Raw genomic sequence first — 17124 nt, forward strand, 5'->3', positions numbered from 1 at the left:
TTTTGGTGGCAACGGTTTGTAAAACCTGTTTGCTAAAACCAAAAAATACAGCAGAAAACCCGACCATTTGTGCTTGCAAACAAATGGAACGCTATAAATAAAATATCAAGTAAGGTAAATGAGATAAGACTGTGAATGTCTTTCTAATTTGTGAGTTATCTGCCGTGTTGTTTTGTAACAACGTAGTAGAATGTAGCACCTTCTTTAAATAAGAATAAAGGGTTGCTAAGGTTTCATAGGGTCTAATCCCTCCACCTTTCTTGATAACGTTTTCAGTCTATTAATGAACTAATTGAGCTACAAATTAACAGCACAACTTTTTTATAACCAAATATTGCTGGTAATTTTTAAGCCTACACGTGTTTTTTACACATATAGGCTTAAAATTGTAATATTTTTACGAAATGCTTTGTACAACTTCTTTTTTGGCTTCTTTTTTAGAACCATCAAAACCTTCTACACCACCTACGGTTGTGTATTTCATTACATAACGTTTACCTGGATTTATGCGTTGGTATGCACTTTGACACATTACGGCTGCTTCATGAAAACCAGATAAAATTAGTTTTAGTTTTCCTTTATAGGTGTTAACATCGCCAATTGCGTATACACCAGGAATGTTGGTTTGGTAGTCGTAAGAGTTGTCTACTTTTATGGCATTTTTCTCTATTTCTAATCCCCAATTTCCTATTGGACCTAATTTAGGTGATAGTCCAAATAAAGGAATAAAATTGTCTACTTCTACGTAGCTTTCTCCTTTTTCCTCGTCATTATATTTTACAACTACGGCCTCTAAATTATCGTCTCCGTATAGCTTGGTTACTTGTGCCTCTGTAAATAATTTTATTTTACCTGCTTTTGCAAGTTCTGATGCTTTTTCTACAGAATCTAAAGCGCCTCTAAACTCATTTCTACGGTGTACTAAAGATACTTCTGCTGCTACGTCTGCTAAAAAAATTGCCCAGTCTAATGCTGAATCTCCACCACCAGCAATAACAACTTTTTTGTCTCTGTATACTTCTGGATCTTTAATCATATAAGCAACACCTTTATCTTCAAAATTAAGAATGTTCTCTATTTGCGGTTTTCTAGGCTCAAAAGATCCTAAACCACCTGCAATTACAACTACCGGTGCATTATGCTTTGTTCCTTTATTTGTGGTTACTACAAAAGTACCATCGTCTAACTTATCTAAAGTATCTGCTCTTTCTGCTAATGTAAAACCAGGCTCAAAAGATTTTATTTGCTCCATTAGATTAGTAACCAAATCGCCTGCTAAAATTTCTGGAAAAGCAGGAATATCATAAATTGGTTTTTTAGGATATATCTCTGCACACTGTCCGCCTGGTTGCGGCAATGCATCTATTAAATGGCATTTAAGTTTTAACAAACCTGCCTCAAAAACGGTAAACAATCCTGTTGGTCCTGCGCCAATAATTAATATATCTGTCTTAATCATAATTTTAATTTAGTACTTACTAATGAGTATTTATCCTCATTCTAATGTTTTAATTATTTTCTTTTTTATCTACTAAGGAACTTGTAATCTGATTCATTTTATCTACTTTTTCTTCAAAATCTCCTTTTATGGTTTTCCTGTAATCGTTTAAATTCTGAACCATTTTACTAATATCTTCTGGTATTACGTCTTCAAAAAACTGACGCAAACGTTTTGCAGTTGTTGGCGACTTACCGTTGGTAGAAATACCAATTTTTACATTGCCTTTGGTTACAATTCCGCCCATATAAAAATCGCAATACGGAGGATTATCTGCTACGTTTACCAATTTAAATTGTGCTCTACAATCTTTATACACTTGCACATTAACATCTACATTATCTGTAGTTGCTACTACCATATGTTTGCCATCTAAATAACTAACATTGTAAACATCTGTAATAGTTGTAACATTAAATTTATTTGCCAGTTGCAACGTTTTTTCTGCATACCAAGGAGACACCATTGTTACCACAGCATCTGGACTAGACTTGGTTAAAAAGCGTAGTTTTTCTTCTGCCACATTACCGCCACCTACTATTAGCACGTGTAGTTGAGACGTTTTTAAAAAAACTGGATATAAATTGTTACGTTCCATTACTTAATTTTTAGTGTTACTGTTTTGTTTACCTCATCAAAAATAACCAAATAACTGTACCACTTAATTTACTGCTGCTTCTTTTGTTTTTACTTCTTGTTGTACTTTATGCAATTGCGCTCTATGCCTAACAACATCACCAATTACAATAATTGCAGGATTAGACAACTCATTTTCTTGCACTACTTTTTCTATGGTTGATATGGTACCAACGCCAACTTTTTCGTTAACAGTTGTTCCGTTTTGTATAATAGACACAGGTGTTTCTGCTTTACCTTGTTGTTGAAACAGTTGTACAATTTCTGATAATTTACCCATACCCATTAAAATTACTACTGTTGCACTAGACTTTGCTGCCAAATGCACATCTGTAGATAATTTATGGTTTTTTGTTGTTCCAGTAATAACCCAAAAACTCTCTGAAGCTCCCCTTTTTGTTACTGGTATATTTTGAAAAGCTGGTACTGCTATTGAAGATGATATTCCTGGAACCATAGCAACAGCTACACCGTGACTAGCGGCATATTCCATTTCTTCTGAGCCACGACCAAAAATAAATGGGTCGCCACCTTTTAAACGTACTACATTACCGTGACTTTTTGCTCTACTTACAATAAGCTCGTTAATTTGATCTTGTTGGTACGCATAACACCCTTTTCTTTTACCTACAAAAATTTGCTCTGCACTTACTGCATACTCTAGCAACTCCTTATTCACCAAAGCATCAAACAAAACAACATCTGCATTTTGCAATGCTTTTATGGCTTTTAGCGTAATAAGCTCTGCATCTCCAGGACCTGCACCAACTACTGTAAGTAGTCCGTTTGTATTTTGTTTGTTTGCCATAATTTTAAGCTTCTGCTAATTCTTTTTCTCTAAACTTTTGCACTACCTCTAAAAATACTTTAGAATCTTTAAGGTATGCTTCTGCAAACTCTTGTGTTGGCTTGTTGCTTTTTATTTGCAAAGCCAAATCCTCAAAAGAAGTTTGTAACTCTATTAATCCGTTTGACACAAAATGGGTATCAAAATCTTTAATAATACTAATATGTGTGTTTGTTTTTGTGTTTTGTGCTGTAAGCAATGCTTTAGCAGAGTTTACCATTGCAGAATATGAATGAAAAATACTAGCAGACCATTTTTTATCTTCTAATGCCGTTGCAGCGTTTTCAATTTTTTCTTCACTTTCAAACAACAAGGTTGCTATTAAGTCTATAACCACACCTGCACACTCACCTACACCAATAGCTTTTTCATAACGTTCTGTATTTCCCCAGTCTATAAAATCTTCTTGAGTTAAATTATCTATAGCTGTAAGGTGTTTTAGAAAATCATAAAAATAATGCTCTCCTTTTTCTTTGTAATACTCAGTAAATGATTGTCCGTTTGCATTGGCATCAAAATCGTTTAAAATTAAACGCAATGCTTCTGGACCTCTTTTACTTGGTACTTTTACAACTTTATCTGCAAAAACACCATTACCATCACCTAAATTACCACCACCTAACAATACTTGTAAAGCAGGCGCTACTAGTTTATCTTTTGTACGCACAGACATTCCTTGAAAACCTATGTTTGCCATATTGTGCTGACCACAGGCATTCATACATCCACTAATTTTTATAACAACATCTTTATTGTTTATGTACTGTGGGTATTCTGCTGTAATAACACGCTCTAATTCTGCTGCAATACCAGTACTACTTGCAATACCTAAATTACACGTATCTGTACCAGGACAAGCAGTAATATCTGATGCTTTGTTATAACCTGCCTCTACAAAGCCAAGTTTTTCTAACTCTGTATAAAAGAAAGGAACTAACTCCTCTTTTACATACGGTATTAGTATGTTTTGGCGCAATGACAAACGAAATTCTCCGGCTGCATACGCATCTACTAAATCTGCTAATTGTCGTGCCTCTTCAATATAAAAATCTCCTAATTTTACTTTTATACCAATAGCTACATAGCCTTGTTGTTTTTGAGGCACAAGGTTTGTGCTTTTCCATTGCTCAAAAGCAGTTCTATTATTAATAGCTACCTCTGGAGCTTTAGCATCTGCAACTTTTACCTTAGGATATGCATCTACATCTACAGGAAAAGAATTTTGCGGAATTGCATTTTGCTCTTCTTCTAACAATGCTCTAAATCCGTCTAGACCAATATCTTTAAGCAAAAACTTCATTCTGGCTTTTGCTCTACTTTTACGTTCACCATATCTATCAAAAACACGAATAACACCATCCATTAACGGAATAATTTTATCGGCCTCTAAAAAAGTATATAATTCTTCTGCGTGACGTGGCTGCGAACCTAAACCACCTGCTAAAAGCACTTTAAAACCTCTAACTCCGTTTTCAATTTTAGCAATAAAACCAAGATCATGCATATAAGAAAGTCCTGTATCTGTATCACTAGAAGAGAAAGAAACTTTAAATTTTCTTCCCATTTCTTGACTAATAGGGTTTCTTAAAAAGTATTGAAACATTGCGTGTGCATATGGAGATACATCAAAAGGTTCATCTACATCTATACCTGCAGTTTCACTAGCAGTTATATTACGTACTGCATTACCACAAGCTTCTCTAATTGTAATATCATCCTTTGCTAGTTGTGCCCAAAGCTCTGGTGTACGCTCTATATCTACATAATGTATTTGTATATCTTGACGCGTAGTAATGTGCAAGCGTCCTGTAGAATATTCTTCAGATACATCACAAATACGCTTAAGCTGTGTAGATGTTACTTTACCATATGGCAATTTTATACGAATCATTTGTACGCCTGGCTGACGCTGACCATATATACCACGAGCCAAACGCAAACTTCTAAACTTTTCTTCGTCTAACTTACCGTCATTAAACTGTCTAATTTTAGCTTCTAAATCTATAATATCTTTAGCTACTACTGGGTTTTCTATTTCTGTTCTAAAACTTTGCATTTGCTTGTGATTATGGCTTTTTTTATAATTACTATTATCCTATAGATATAATAGGATTTTAGACAAAAAAGTGCTTAAAATAAACACTCTTTACTATATCTTTTGGCTTAATTTATAAATCCTGCACCAGCCGTTGTATTGGTTTGCGCATCAATTAAAATAAAAGCTCCGTTAGATTTATTATCGTTATAACTATCAAAATAAATAGGCTTACTAAGTTTTATACTCACTTCTCCTATTTCATTTAAAGATAGCTTGTTATTGTTTTCCTGTTCACCAGTATAATCTGTTGCTATAACACTGTTTATGCTATCTATCTTAGATAATACACGGTTGGTGTTGTGTTGTACTATATACTTTGTTCCTGGCACTAGGTTTTTACTATCCATCCAACAAACTGTAGCGGTAACCTGCTTTTCAATTTTAGGAAGCTCATTTGTTTTAACAAGCATATCTCCTCTTGTAATGTTAATATCATCTTCTAAAGTGATATTAACAGAACTACCTGCTGGTGCCTCATTATAAGTCTTATCAAAAAAGAATATCTCTTTTATTTTAGACTGAGTTAAAGAAGGTAAAACAGTTACAGCATCTCCTACTTTTAAGCTTCCACCTGTAATTTTACCTGCATAGCCTCTAAAATCGTGAAACTCATCTGTTTTTGGCCTGATTACGGTTTGCACAGGAAAACGTACTTTACCAGCATCATATACATCTTGCGCCTCTAATTCTTCTAAATGCCCTAAAATTGTATCACCATTGTACCAAGACATTGCATCTGTTTTGTCTACAATATTATCCCCTTTAAGTGCGCTTACAGGTATGTAACTTACAATTTGTTCTGCATAAGTACTTTTTGCATTTAAGGCTTCAAAATCTTTTTTGATATTATTAAATACCTCTTCAGAATAGTCTACCAAATCCATTTTATTAACAGCAACTATTACGTTTTTAACACGTAATAAATTATTGATAAAAAAGTGTCGGTATGTTTGTTCTATAACTCCTTTTCTGGCATCTATTAAAATAATAGCCACCTGAGATGTTGATGCACCTGTAACCATATTTCTGGTATACTCTACGTGACCAGGAGTATCTGCAATAATGTAACTCTTTGTTGGTGTTGAAAAATAGATATGAGCAACATCTATAGTAATACCTTGCTCACGTTCTGCAACTAAACCATCTGTAGCTAATGAAAAATCTAGGTAATCATACCCACGTTGTTCACTGCTCTTTTTTATGGCCTCTAATTTATCTTCAGTAAGCGATTTTGTATCGTAAAGTAACCTACCAATTAAGGTACTTTTACCATCATCTACACTACCTGCTGTTGCTATTTTTAGTACGTTCATTTTATGTGTATTAAGTATAAAGTAGCAAGTACAAAGACTTTGTTACTCTTACTTTTTTATTTTAAACTTCTTTTTAACTTATATACTTTAGACTAAGTACGCTGTACTTTTTAAAAGTATCCTTGTTGTTTTCTTTTTTCCATAGCAGCCTCGGAGCGCTTGTCATCTATACGTGCTCCACGTTCAGATATTTTAGAATCTCTAATTTCTTCTACTACTTTATCTATAGAATCCGCTTTAGATAAAACTGCTGCCGTACAAGACATATCACCAACGGTTCTAAATCTTACCCAACGTTCCTCTACTACCTCATCTTCGGCTCTAAAAACAACATCATCTTCTGCAGACCAGATTAAACCATCTCTTAAAAAGATGTTTCTTTTGTGTGCAAAATAAATAGATGGAATTTCAATTTGTTCTTTTTGAATATAGCTCCACACATCTAATTCTGTCCAGTTACTAATAGGAAAAACACGTACATTTTGTCCTATTTCTATAGTACCGTTTAACATATCAAACAATTCTGGTCTCTGGTTCTTTTCATCCCATTGTCCAAAATCATCACGAACAGAAAAAATACGTTCTTTTGCTCTGGCTTTTTCCTCATCTCTACGAGCACCACCAATACAAGCATCAAACTTAAATTCTTCAATAGCATCTAAAAGCGTGGTTGTTTGCAACATATTTCTACTTGCATACTTACCTGTTTCTTCTACTACTTTTCCTTGATCTATAGAATCTTGTACATTTCTAACAATAAGCTCTACGCCTAATTCCTTAGCCAATTTATCTCTAAATTCTATAGTCTCTGGGAAGTTGTGTCCTGTATCTATATGCATTAATGGAAAAGGAATTTTTGCTGGCCAAAATGCTTTTTGCGCCAAACGCACAAGCGTAATACTGTCTTTTCCTCCAGAAAATAACAAAACTGGCTTTTCAAACTGAGCTACTACTTCTCTAAAAATGTATATAGCTTCGTTTTCTAAAGCATTACCTAACCCTTGTAATGAAGTGCTAGTTGTTGTTTGTGATTTTATATCGTTTATCAATGTTTCCAAAATATTGGTGTTTTATTTTATATCTTTTTAAATCCTATTTTATCCTAAGTGTGCAAACCACACTCTCTATTTTCTAATACCTTAGTAGGATCAAAATATTTATGTTCATTTGGTAAATTACGTTCTGCTAAGTATGCATCTAATTGCGCATCTGACCAGTGGTAAAACGGACTAACTTTTAAAACTCCGTCTTTGCTTAAGCTTAAAATCCCTAAAGAATCTCTAAGTGCAGTTTGTCCTTTTCTTAGGTTAGTAAACCATACATCTGGCTTGTGTTCTGCCATAGCTCTTTTAAAAGGCTCTAACTTAACTTGCTCTGTAAACTCTTTATGCTTTGGATCGTCTATAGATGGTATACCCATTATAGCATCTCTATGAGCACTAGTTTGTAAAGGCACATATAGTTTTACGTTTAAATTTAATGTAGAAATTAACTCTTCTGCGTGCTTATATGTATTTGGCGTATTGTAACCAGTATCACACCAAACAACAGGAATATCTTTTTTAATTGCTGTAACTGCATTTAGTATAGCAACCTCATACGGTCTAAAATTAGTTGTAACTACAGCATTTCTTGCATATTCTACAGCCCAAGAAATAATTTCTTCTGGCGGAATACCTCTAAACTGAGCATTTAAATTTTTTATTATATCTTCTGTAAAACCCATTTTGCTATACTTATACGTTATTATTTACCCCACTTAATTGAATTCCAAACACGTTCGTGAAAAAAATACAATACCATTTTTGTAACTAATTCTATTAAACCAATAGAGAAAGCCAATTTTAATGTTCCTGTAACAAACCAAGAAATTAAAACCGTGTCTATTGTACCAACTACTCTCCAGCTAATAGACTTAACTATACTCCTTTTTGGACTCTCTGACTGTTTGTCTGACTTGTAACTTCCTTTAGAAGTTTCTTTATTTAAAATCAATTGATCAGCAATCATTTTGTTAATTTTTATTACCCTATTTAATTAGTAGGAATTACAAATGTAAAACTTTATATGACATAAGTTGTTAAAAAACGCATAAATCCTATGGTTTTAGTAGATTAATAAAAAATAAGAAGTTTTATTGATGAATCTGAAGTATCTGTAAGAGAACACAATAGAATAATTGTATCAAAAACAGTATTTACAAATTTAAAAAATGAAAATAGAAGCTTTAGATTAAGTCGTTAAGTGTTGTATTCCTATATATTTCTAGTGCACTGTCTCTTACCTTAAGCATTAATTTATGAACAGAACAAGTACCTTCATCTGGGCAGTCATCACACTTTTCATAAAAATTTAAACTAACACAGGGTACCATTGCAATAGGGCCTTCTAAAACTCTAATAACATCTGTCATTAAAATTTCTGCTGGTTCTTTTATAAGATAGTAACCACCACCTTTGCCTTTTTTAGATGACAAAACACCAGTTCTACGCAACATTAATAGTATACTCTCTAAAAATTTCTGAGAAATATTATTCTGTTGTGCAATTTCTCCAATAGGAACAGGATTCCTATCTTCTTTTTGAGCTAAATAAGTTAAGGCTTTTAGCCCGTATTTGGTTTTTTTGGATAGCATAGTACAAAGATAGGCAAAATTGGGATTTAAAAAAGTGCTGTTAAATACTGCAACTAATTTTAAATTAACCTTTTAATTAAATGCCTAAATATATACTTTATTGCTATAAATTATCCCAATGCTTGTTTTATATCTGCAATAATATCATCTATATGTTCTAAACCTACAGAAACTCTAACTGTACCATCTGTAATACCTACAGCTACCCTATCTTCTGCTGCCAGTTTGCTATGTGTTGTAGATGCTGGGTGAGTTACAATACTCCTAGAATCTCCTAAGTTTGCAGAAAGTGATAACAACTTTATAGCATTAAAAAATTCTTGTCCTGCTTGCAAACCTCCTTTTACTTCAAAAGCAACAATACAACCACCTGCTTTCATCTGTTTTATAGCTACTTTGTATTGTGGGTGCGATTTTAAAAAAGGGTATTTAACCCAGTTTACTTTTGGGTGCGCCTCTAAAAACTCTGCTAACTTTAATGCATTTTCAGAATGCCTATCTACTCTAATTGCTAATGTCTCTAGACTTTTAGACAATACCCACGCGTTAAAAGGAGACAATGCTGGCCCTGATATTCTAGAAAAACGATACACTTTATCTATTAGATCTGCACTACCAACCGTAATGCCTGCTAGTACACGACCTTGACCATCTATTAATTTTGTGCCAGAATGTATCACCAAATCTGCACCAAATTTTATAGGTTGTTGTAAATAAGGCGATGCAAAACAATTATCTATAATTAAAATAAGATTGTGTTTTTTAGCAATAGCTCCTAGTACTTCTAAATCTAAAATATCTACAGCAGGATTGGTAGGTGACTCTGCATATAAAATTTTAGTTTTTGGGGTGATTAAAGCCTCTATACTCTCTAAGTTATGAGCATCAAAGTAACTTGTAGTCACGTTCCATTTGGGGAAAAAGTTAACAAATAAACTATGCGTAGAGCCAAATATACTTTTAGATGAAATAATATGATCTCCACTTTCTACTAACGCAGCAAAGGTTGAAAATACAGCAGCCATACCAGAAGCAAAAGCAAAGCCAGTCTCTGCCCCTTCCATTTGGCATATTTTCTCTATAAATTCTGATGTATTAGGATTAGAATATCTAGAGTAAATGTTTCTATCCTTTTCCTCTGCAAAAGACGCACGCATATCTTCTGCATCCTCAAAAACATAACTAGATGTTAAATATAAAGGTGCCGAATGCTCTAAAAATTGTGAGCGTTCTATTTGTGTGCGTATTGCGTTGGTTTCAAATTTATTATCCATAGTATTCTTTTTGTTAGTGACTACCTACTTTTAGTCATTAGCGCTATATTCTATTTTCTTTACTCAATTCTCCTGTCTATTGTCCCTTACTTATCTCTAAACAAAAGCTATCCTTTTTCTGCAATTCTTAAAATATCTCCAAATACACCTCTTGCAGTTACGGCTGCACCAGCACCTGCTCCTTGTATTACTAATGGATTTTCTCCGTAAGACTCGGTATAAATTTCTATGATAGAATCTGAACCTTTTACTTGTCCCAATGCACTTTCTTTTGGCACAGAAACTAGCTTCACATCTAAAATTCCTTTTTCCTCCTGAAGATTACCGTGCAAATCGCCAACATAACGTAAAACGTGATTTGGTTTTTGGTCTGCTTTAATTTTGTCAAATTCGGTATCTAGAGCATCAGACTGACTTAAAAATTCTGTTTTACTACCTTCTCTTAATGCTTCTGGAATTAAATTTTGAATATTGATATCTGCAAACTCATTACTTAATTCTAACTCACGTGCTAAAATCAATAATTTTCTACCAACATCATTACCACATAAATCTTCACGCGGATCTGGCTCTGTGTAACCATTTTCCATAGCCTCTTTTAAAATAGCAGAAAAAGGTACATCTGCTTCAGAATACGTATTAAAAATATAGCTTAAAGATCCGGAGAACACCCCTTTAATTCTGGTAATATTTTCACCAGACAAATGCAATAACCTAATAGTATCTATTAAAGGTAAGCCTGCACCAACATTAGTTTCATACAAGTATTGCTTTTGATTTTTAGCTAATATTTCTCTAAGTTTTTTGTAATAATCAAACCCTAACGTATTTGCTATTTTGTTAGAAGAAACCAAGTCAAATCCGTTTTCTACTAAATCTACATAATTGGCTACAAAAGCTTCATTTGCAGTATTATCTATAGCAATTAAGTTTTCTAAATGATGTTTTTCTGCATACTCAAAAATATCTGCTAGCTCATAGGGTTTTCCTTTTTCATCTAACTTAGAAGTCCAATCTTCTCCAATTCCTTTTTTACTTAGTAATACTTTTTTAGAGTTGGCAACTGCAAAAACATTAAGGTTAACCCCTTTACGTTCTTCTATGGCTTTAGCAGATTTTAATAATTGCTCTATTAATGTACCACCAACAGTTCCGTGACCAAAAATGGCTATGTTTACTTTTTTAGCAACACCAAATATTTGTCCGTGCATTACATTTAAAGCTTTGTGTAAGCTAGATTTTTTAACTACCAAACTCACGTTTTTACCAGACACCGTATTATTAAACAACAATGGTACAATTTGGTTTTTTATTAATGCATTGTATGGTTTATGAAACGTACTTAAATCCTGACCTACAATAGATATTACAGACACATCTTTTTGTACAGTTATTAGGTTGATGTCTTTAGAGTAAAAATCTGAAGCAAACTCACGCTCTAAAACCTGCTTTGCTTTTTCTGCACTTTCTGCATCTACCACCAAACCAATTCCACGTTCTGATGAACCTTGGGAAATAATACTAACACTAATTTTTTCATCACCAAGAGTTTTAAATATACGCGCATCTATACCTGCTTTACCTAACAAACCACGGCCTTCTAAATTAATTAGCGCCACATTTTCTATAACAGAAAGTGATTTTATACCTTCTTTGGTTGTTTTTGCACTAATTAAAGTACCTTCATTATCACCGTTGAATGTATTTAGAATACGTAGTGGGATATTTTTTTCTAACAACGGAATAATTGTTTTTGCGTGCAAAATAGTCGCACCAAAATTTGCCAGTTCATTAGCCTCAGAATAGCTTAATTGTTCTATTCTTTTGGCATCGGAAACATAATCTGGATTAGCAGTAAAAATACCATCTACGTGCGTGTAACTTTGTAACTCTACAGCATTTAAAAAGTTTGCAAATAAAGATGCAGAATAGTTACTACCATTTCTACCCAAGGTTGTGGTTTTACCATCTTCTGTAGACCCAATAAAACCAGTAATTACAGGCAATACATCACTTGTTATACTAGAAAATAATTGTTGCGTATTTGCTTTAGAAACCTCTTCTAATACGTTTGCATTACCAAAATTAGCATCTGTTTTTAAAATTTTTCTAGAATCTACAACGGTTGCCTTTACACCCTTTTCACCTAATGCTTTTACTACATATTGTGCAGAAAGTAACTCTCCGTATGCCAATACTTGATCTTTAATTTTTAAGCTATAATCTCCTAGCAGCGCAACCCCTTCTAAAATTTTTAATATCTCTTTGTATTCCGCAGAAAAATCTAACTCTAAACCATTTTGCTGATAACCTTTAAAATCCTCAAAAGTTGAAATATATGCTTCTCCTTCTGCTGCTAAATCTAATAATTCCTCAAGTGTATCTGTAGAACTTCCACGAGCAGAAACTACTACCGCAATATTTTCTTGTGCCTTAATCTTAGATTCTATTTTGCGCACCACATTAGAAATACCCTCTCCGTTTCCTAAAGATTTACCACCAAACTTAATTACTTTTAAATCTTCGGTGCTTTTTTGGTCACTAAAAATTCCTTTTAATAATTGCTCTAACTGATTAAACTCTATTAAAAAAGCATCATGACCATGTAGTGAGTGTATTTCTCCATAGGTAACATTACTATTAGCTTGTGCTAGTTGCTTAAACGTATCTTTATTTTCTTTAGCCGTAAAAAACAAATCAGAATCTACACCAATAATATGTATAGAGGTTTTGCTATTTTGTAGGTTGATAAAAGCCTCGTTACCATCTCTAGTAATGTCTATGGTTTTTAACAACTGGTTCATTAATTTATAGGCAGATAACTGAAAACGTTCTTGTAGTTTTTTACCATGATGCGTTAACCAACTTTCTACATTAAACAGCTGTTCCTCTGTATTTGTACTACGATTAAAACGTGCTTTAAAAGATTCTGGCGTGCGGTAGCACAACATAGCGTGCATACGAGCATCATGCACTGGTTGTTTTGAATTTACCAAAAACTGTTCTTGAATTTGGCAATTACCTATTAACCAGTCTGTAGATTTCCAGTCGGAAGCCACAGGTATTAAATGTGTTGTTAATTTAGGGTTTAATGCTGCCATTTCCCAAGCAATACCTCCACCTAAAGAGCCTCCAATAATTGCGTAAAGCGAATTTATTTTTAATTCATCTAAACCTAACAAAAACAAATGAGCAATATCTTTAGCAACAAAATCTTTGTAGTTTTCTATTACAAAACCATCAAAACCATTGCCAGGGATGTTAAAAGATAGCACTGTATATTTTGTGGTATCTATACATTTGCCCTCGCCAATTAATGTAGACCACCAACCGTCTTCCCCAGACACATTAGAGTTACCTGTTAAAGCGTGATTTACAAGTACAATTGGAGCTGTGTGCAACTCTGCTCCAAATATTTGGTAAGACAAGTCTATATCTTGTGTGGTACCACCAAGCGTTGTATATTTTTTTAGTTTGATATGATGCAACATAGTAAGCTGTTTTAACCTAGAAAATTACACTAGATTATTTTTTAATTTTAATGAAATTGAGGAACTAACTTAAGCTGTAACTTCTGATTTTATGACTTTAAAAGCTTCCTCTAAATCTAATTTTAAATCGTCTACATCTTCTAAACCAACAGACAAACGAATTAAATCTTGACCAACACCAGCAGACTCTTGCTGCTCTGCTGTTAATTGTTGATGCGTTGTACTTGCCGGATGAATTATTAAAGATTTGGTATCTCCTATGTTTGCTAAAAGAGAAAATATTTTAGTAGCATCTGTTACTTTTTTAGCCGCTTCAAAACCATCTTTTAAACCAAACGTTACTAATCCGCTTTGTCCTTTTGGCAAATATTCTTTGGCAAGGTCATAGTATTTATTACTTTCTAATCCTGGGTAATTTACCCAAGCAACCTCATCTCTACCCTCTAACCAAGTAGCCAATTCTAATGCGTTTGCACTATGTTGTTTTATACGTACAGGCAAAGTTTCTAACCCTTGTATAATTTGGAAAGCATTAAACGGACTTAAAGCTCCACCAAAATCTCTTAACCCCTCTAAAATTAATTTATACGTAAATGCAGCATTACCAAGAGCCTCACTATACACTAAACCGTGGTAACCTGCAGACGGCTCTGTAAACTCTGGAAACTTCCCGTTTGTCCAGTCAAACGTACCTGCATCTACAATTGCTCCTCCTAAAGAAGTTCCTTGTCCGCCTATGTATTTTGTTAGTGAGTGTATTACTAAATTTGCTCCGTGCTCTATTGGGTTTAGCAATGCTGGTGATGCTACTGTATTATCTACAATAAAAGGCACCTTTGCTGCTTTTGCTTCTTTAGAAATTGCTTTTAAATCTAGTACGTCTAATTTTGGGTTTCCTAGCGACTCTACAAAAAATGCTCTTGTATTTTCTTGTACAGCTTTACCAAAACTTTCTGGGTTAGATGCATCTACAAAAGTGGTTGTAATACCTAACCTTGGCAAGGTTACATTTAACAAATTAAACGTACCACCATATAAACTGCTAGATGCTACAATGTGGTCTCCTGCACGTAAAAGAGTTAATAAGCCTGTAGAAATTGCTGCTGTACCAGATGCAAATACTACTGCTCCTACACCACCTTCTGCTGCAGCCAACCTGTCTTGCAATATTTGATTTGTTGGGTTGTTTAAACGTGTGTAAATAAATCCTAGTTCTGATAACGAGAATAAATTTGCCGCGTGGTCTGTATCTTTAAAAACGTATGAAGACGTTTGGTAAATAGGCACTGCTCTTGTACCTGCTGTTTCTGATGGGTTGTGACCTGCGTGTAATGCGTTTGTTGCTAATTTTTGAGTACTCATAATTTTGATTTTTTAATTATTAAAATTGATAAAATAAAAAAGTCAAAACCGCGTCTTGCCGACTTTGCAAGATGGTTTAAAAATTAAATGAGTTAAAAAGAAATTGGAAATTTACTTTTTTTGAAATAAAAAAGCTTGTTTCGTTATCTGCCTATAGTACCGCTGTACTTGGTAGAATTTAGCACCTTCTTTGTATTGCACAAAGGGTTGCTAAGGCTTCATTGGGTCTAATCCCTCCGCCTTTCTTGATAACTATTCAATAAGTGTTTTGAACTTTGAGTTACAAATATATGTTCAGAAAAATTTAATATCCTAATCTTTTTTGAAAAAATATTGAAATTTACTTTCTAAGTACCGTTAAATAACAGAAACATAATTTTTGTTTGTTTTTGTAACGATTTATTAAATTGAAACTTTATTTGTGTTAGGGATTGTAGTGAAAATCCTTTTTTATTTTTCTTAAAAAAGATTGCAACAAAAAGCCCGACCCTTGTGGTAACACCCAAATAAAAAGTAGAATATTGAGTATAAAAAAAGTGCTTTACCATTACAGCAAAGCACTTTTATATATTATTAAAAACTTTATTTTAAAGATTAAAAGCAGCTTTTACTGCGTTTACCATATCTAGTTTTTCCCAAGTAAAAAGTTCTACTTCTTTTTCTACCTTACCATTGTATGGAGACTCAAAAACTTTTGTGATTGTTTTTGGCTCTTTACCCATATGACCATAAGCTGCGGTTTCTAAATAAATAGGGTTTCTTAGCTTTAAACGATCTTCTATTGCAAACGGACGCATATCAAAAATTTGCGCTACTGTTTTTGCTATTTCTCCGTCTGTTAAATTTACTTTTGCTGTACCATATGTGTCTACATAAATAGAAGTTGGCTCTACTACGCCTATGGCGTAACTTACTTGTACCAAAATCTCGTCTGCAATACCAGCTGCTACTAAATTTTTAGCTGCGTGCCTTGCTGCATATGCTGCACTACGGTCTACTTTACTTGGATCTTTACCACTAAATGCACCACCTCCGTGAGCACCTTTACCACCATAGGTATCTACTATAATTTTACGTCCTGTAAGACCTGTGTCTCCGTGAGGACCACCAATTACAAATTTACCTGTTGGGTTAATATGGTACTGTATTTTGTCTGTAAATAACGCTTGCACTTTCTCTGGAAATTGCGCTATTACTTTTGGCATTAAAATAGAAATGATATCTGATTTTATTTGCGCTAACATTTTTTCATCGTCAGCATCAAAATCGTCATGCTGTGTAGATACAACAATAGTATCTATACGCTGTGGTACGTTATCATCTGAATATTCTATAGTTACCTGCGCCTTTGCATCTGGGCGTAAATAAGAGATTTCTTTACCGTCTCTACGCAATGCTGCAAGCTCTTGTAATATTTTATGCGAAATATCTAATGCCAATGGCATATAGTTTTCTGTTTCTTTGCTTGCGTAACCAAACATCATACCTTGGTCACCGGCACCTTGTTCTTCTTTAGAACCACGGTCTACACCTTGATTAATGTCTTGTGACTGCTCGTGAATTAAGGAAATAACACCACAAGAATCTCCACTAAATTGGTAAGCTCCTTTTGTGTAACCAATGTTATTAATTACCTCACGTGCTATGTTTTGCAAATCTACGTAAGTGTTACTTTTTACCTCACCAGCAAGTACTACTTGCCCAGTTGTAACTAGTGTTTCACAAGCTACTTTACTTTCTGGGTCAAAAGCTAAAAAATTATCTAATAATGCATCACTAATTTGATCTGCAATTTTATCTGGATGTCCTTCACTTACAGATTCTGATGTGAATAAATATGCCATAATATTGTACTTCTATTGTTAGTAGAGGAATGTTAAGGTAGATTGCAACAAAACAGGAAAAGGTGCTGATAAAAAATCAGCTAAAATCTGTTTTAGCATTTTTTGTAGTACTGAGTAACAGTATAC

General features: G+C 33.8%; 13 protein-coding genes and 2 riboswitches. All 13 genes read right to left on the reverse strand.

All coding sequences use genetic code 11. From position 1 onward, the window contains the following. Positions 1 to 152: 152 nt before the first annotated feature. A riboswitch (SAM riboswitch) is annotated at positions 153 to 270 on the reverse strand. Positions 271 to 397: 127 nt separating this feature from the next. Next, the gene (locus ABJD66_RS13820; RefSeq protein ID WP_348132668.1) at positions 398 to 1459 is read right to left on the reverse strand and encodes an NAD(P)/FAD-dependent oxidoreductase; all 1062 of its coding nucleotides are present in this window, start codon (positions 1457 to 1459) and stop codon (positions 398 to 400) included. Positions 1460 to 1508: 49 nt separating this feature from the next. Next, entirely contained in the window at positions 1509 to 2096 is a 588-nt protein-coding gene (locus ABJD66_RS13825; RefSeq protein WP_100893789.1) for a bifunctional precorrin-2 dehydrogenase/sirohydrochlorin ferrochelatase, read from the reverse strand. Positions 2097 to 2159: 63 nt separating this feature from the next. Next, positions 2160 to 2942: a uroporphyrinogen-III C-methyltransferase gene (cobA, locus tag ABJD66_RS13830; protein WP_348132671.1), complete on the reverse strand. Its 783-nt coding sequence runs from the start codon at positions 2940 to 2942 to the stop codon at positions 2160 to 2162. Positions 2943 to 2946: 4 nt separating this feature from the next. Further along, on the reverse strand, positions 2947 to 5037 hold the full coding sequence (locus ABJD66_RS13835; protein WP_348132674.1) for a HEPN domain-containing protein: 2091 nt from the start codon (positions 5035 to 5037) through the stop codon (positions 2947 to 2949). A gap of 107 nt (positions 5038 to 5144) precedes the next feature. Beyond that, on the reverse strand, positions 5145 to 6392 hold the full coding sequence (locus ABJD66_RS13840; protein ID WP_348132677.1) for a GTP-binding protein: 1248 nt from the start codon (positions 6390 to 6392) through the stop codon (positions 5145 to 5147). A gap of 110 nt (positions 6393 to 6502) precedes the next feature. Further along, a complete protein-coding gene (cysD, locus tag ABJD66_RS13845) occupies positions 6503 to 7429 on the reverse strand; it encodes a sulfate adenylyltransferase subunit CysD (protein ID WP_100896775.1) in 927 nt (308 codons plus the stop codon). 65 nt (positions 7430 to 7494) lie between these two features. Beyond that, positions 7495 to 8118, reverse strand: coding sequence for a phosphoadenosine phosphosulfate reductase family protein (locus tag ABJD66_RS13850; RefSeq protein ID WP_348132680.1), 624 nt, complete (start codon positions 8116 to 8118; stop codon positions 7495 to 7497). 20 nt (positions 8119 to 8138) lie between these two features. Then, positions 8139 to 8402, reverse strand: a complete 264-nt coding sequence (locus ABJD66_RS13855) for a DUF2061 domain-containing protein (RefSeq protein ID WP_013621535.1) — start codon at positions 8400 to 8402, stop codon at positions 8139 to 8141. Between the two features lie 217 nt (positions 8403 to 8619). Next, positions 8620 to 9027: an Rrf2 family transcriptional regulator gene (locus tag ABJD66_RS13860; protein ID WP_100893794.1), complete on the reverse strand. Its 408-nt coding sequence runs from the start codon at positions 9025 to 9027 to the stop codon at positions 8620 to 8622. 110 nt (positions 9028 to 9137) lie between these two features. Beyond that, the gene (locus tag ABJD66_RS13865) at positions 9138 to 10301 is read right to left on the reverse strand and encodes an aminotransferase class I/II-fold pyridoxal phosphate-dependent enzyme (RefSeq protein ID WP_348132684.1); all 1164 of its coding nucleotides are present in this window, start codon (positions 10299 to 10301) and stop codon (positions 9138 to 9140) included. 107 nt (positions 10302 to 10408) lie between these two features. Next, a complete protein-coding gene (thrA, locus tag ABJD66_RS13870; RefSeq protein ID WP_348132687.1) occupies positions 10409 to 13792 on the reverse strand; it encodes a bifunctional aspartate kinase/homoserine dehydrogenase I in 3384 nt (1127 codons plus the stop codon). A 69-nt stretch (positions 13793 to 13861) separates the two neighbouring features. After that, complete coding sequence (locus ABJD66_RS13875; protein ID WP_348132690.1) at positions 13862 to 15154, reverse strand: O-acetylhomoserine aminocarboxypropyltransferase/cysteine synthase family protein; 1293 nt, start codon at positions 15152 to 15154, stop codon at positions 13862 to 13864. 140 nt (positions 15155 to 15294) lie between these two features. Beyond that, positions 15295 to 15409, reverse strand: a riboswitch (SAM riboswitch). Between the two features lie 332 nt (positions 15410 to 15741). Continuing rightward, positions 15742 to 16998: a methionine adenosyltransferase gene (gene metK / locus ABJD66_RS13880; protein WP_100893799.1), complete on the reverse strand. Its 1257-nt coding sequence runs from the start codon at positions 16996 to 16998 to the stop codon at positions 15742 to 15744. Between the last annotated feature and the right edge of the window lie 126 nt (positions 16999 to 17124).

The organism is Cellulophaga sp., assembly GCF_039943695.1.
GTDB lineage: Bacteria > Bacteroidota > Bacteroidia > Flavobacteriales > Flavobacteriaceae > Cellulophaga.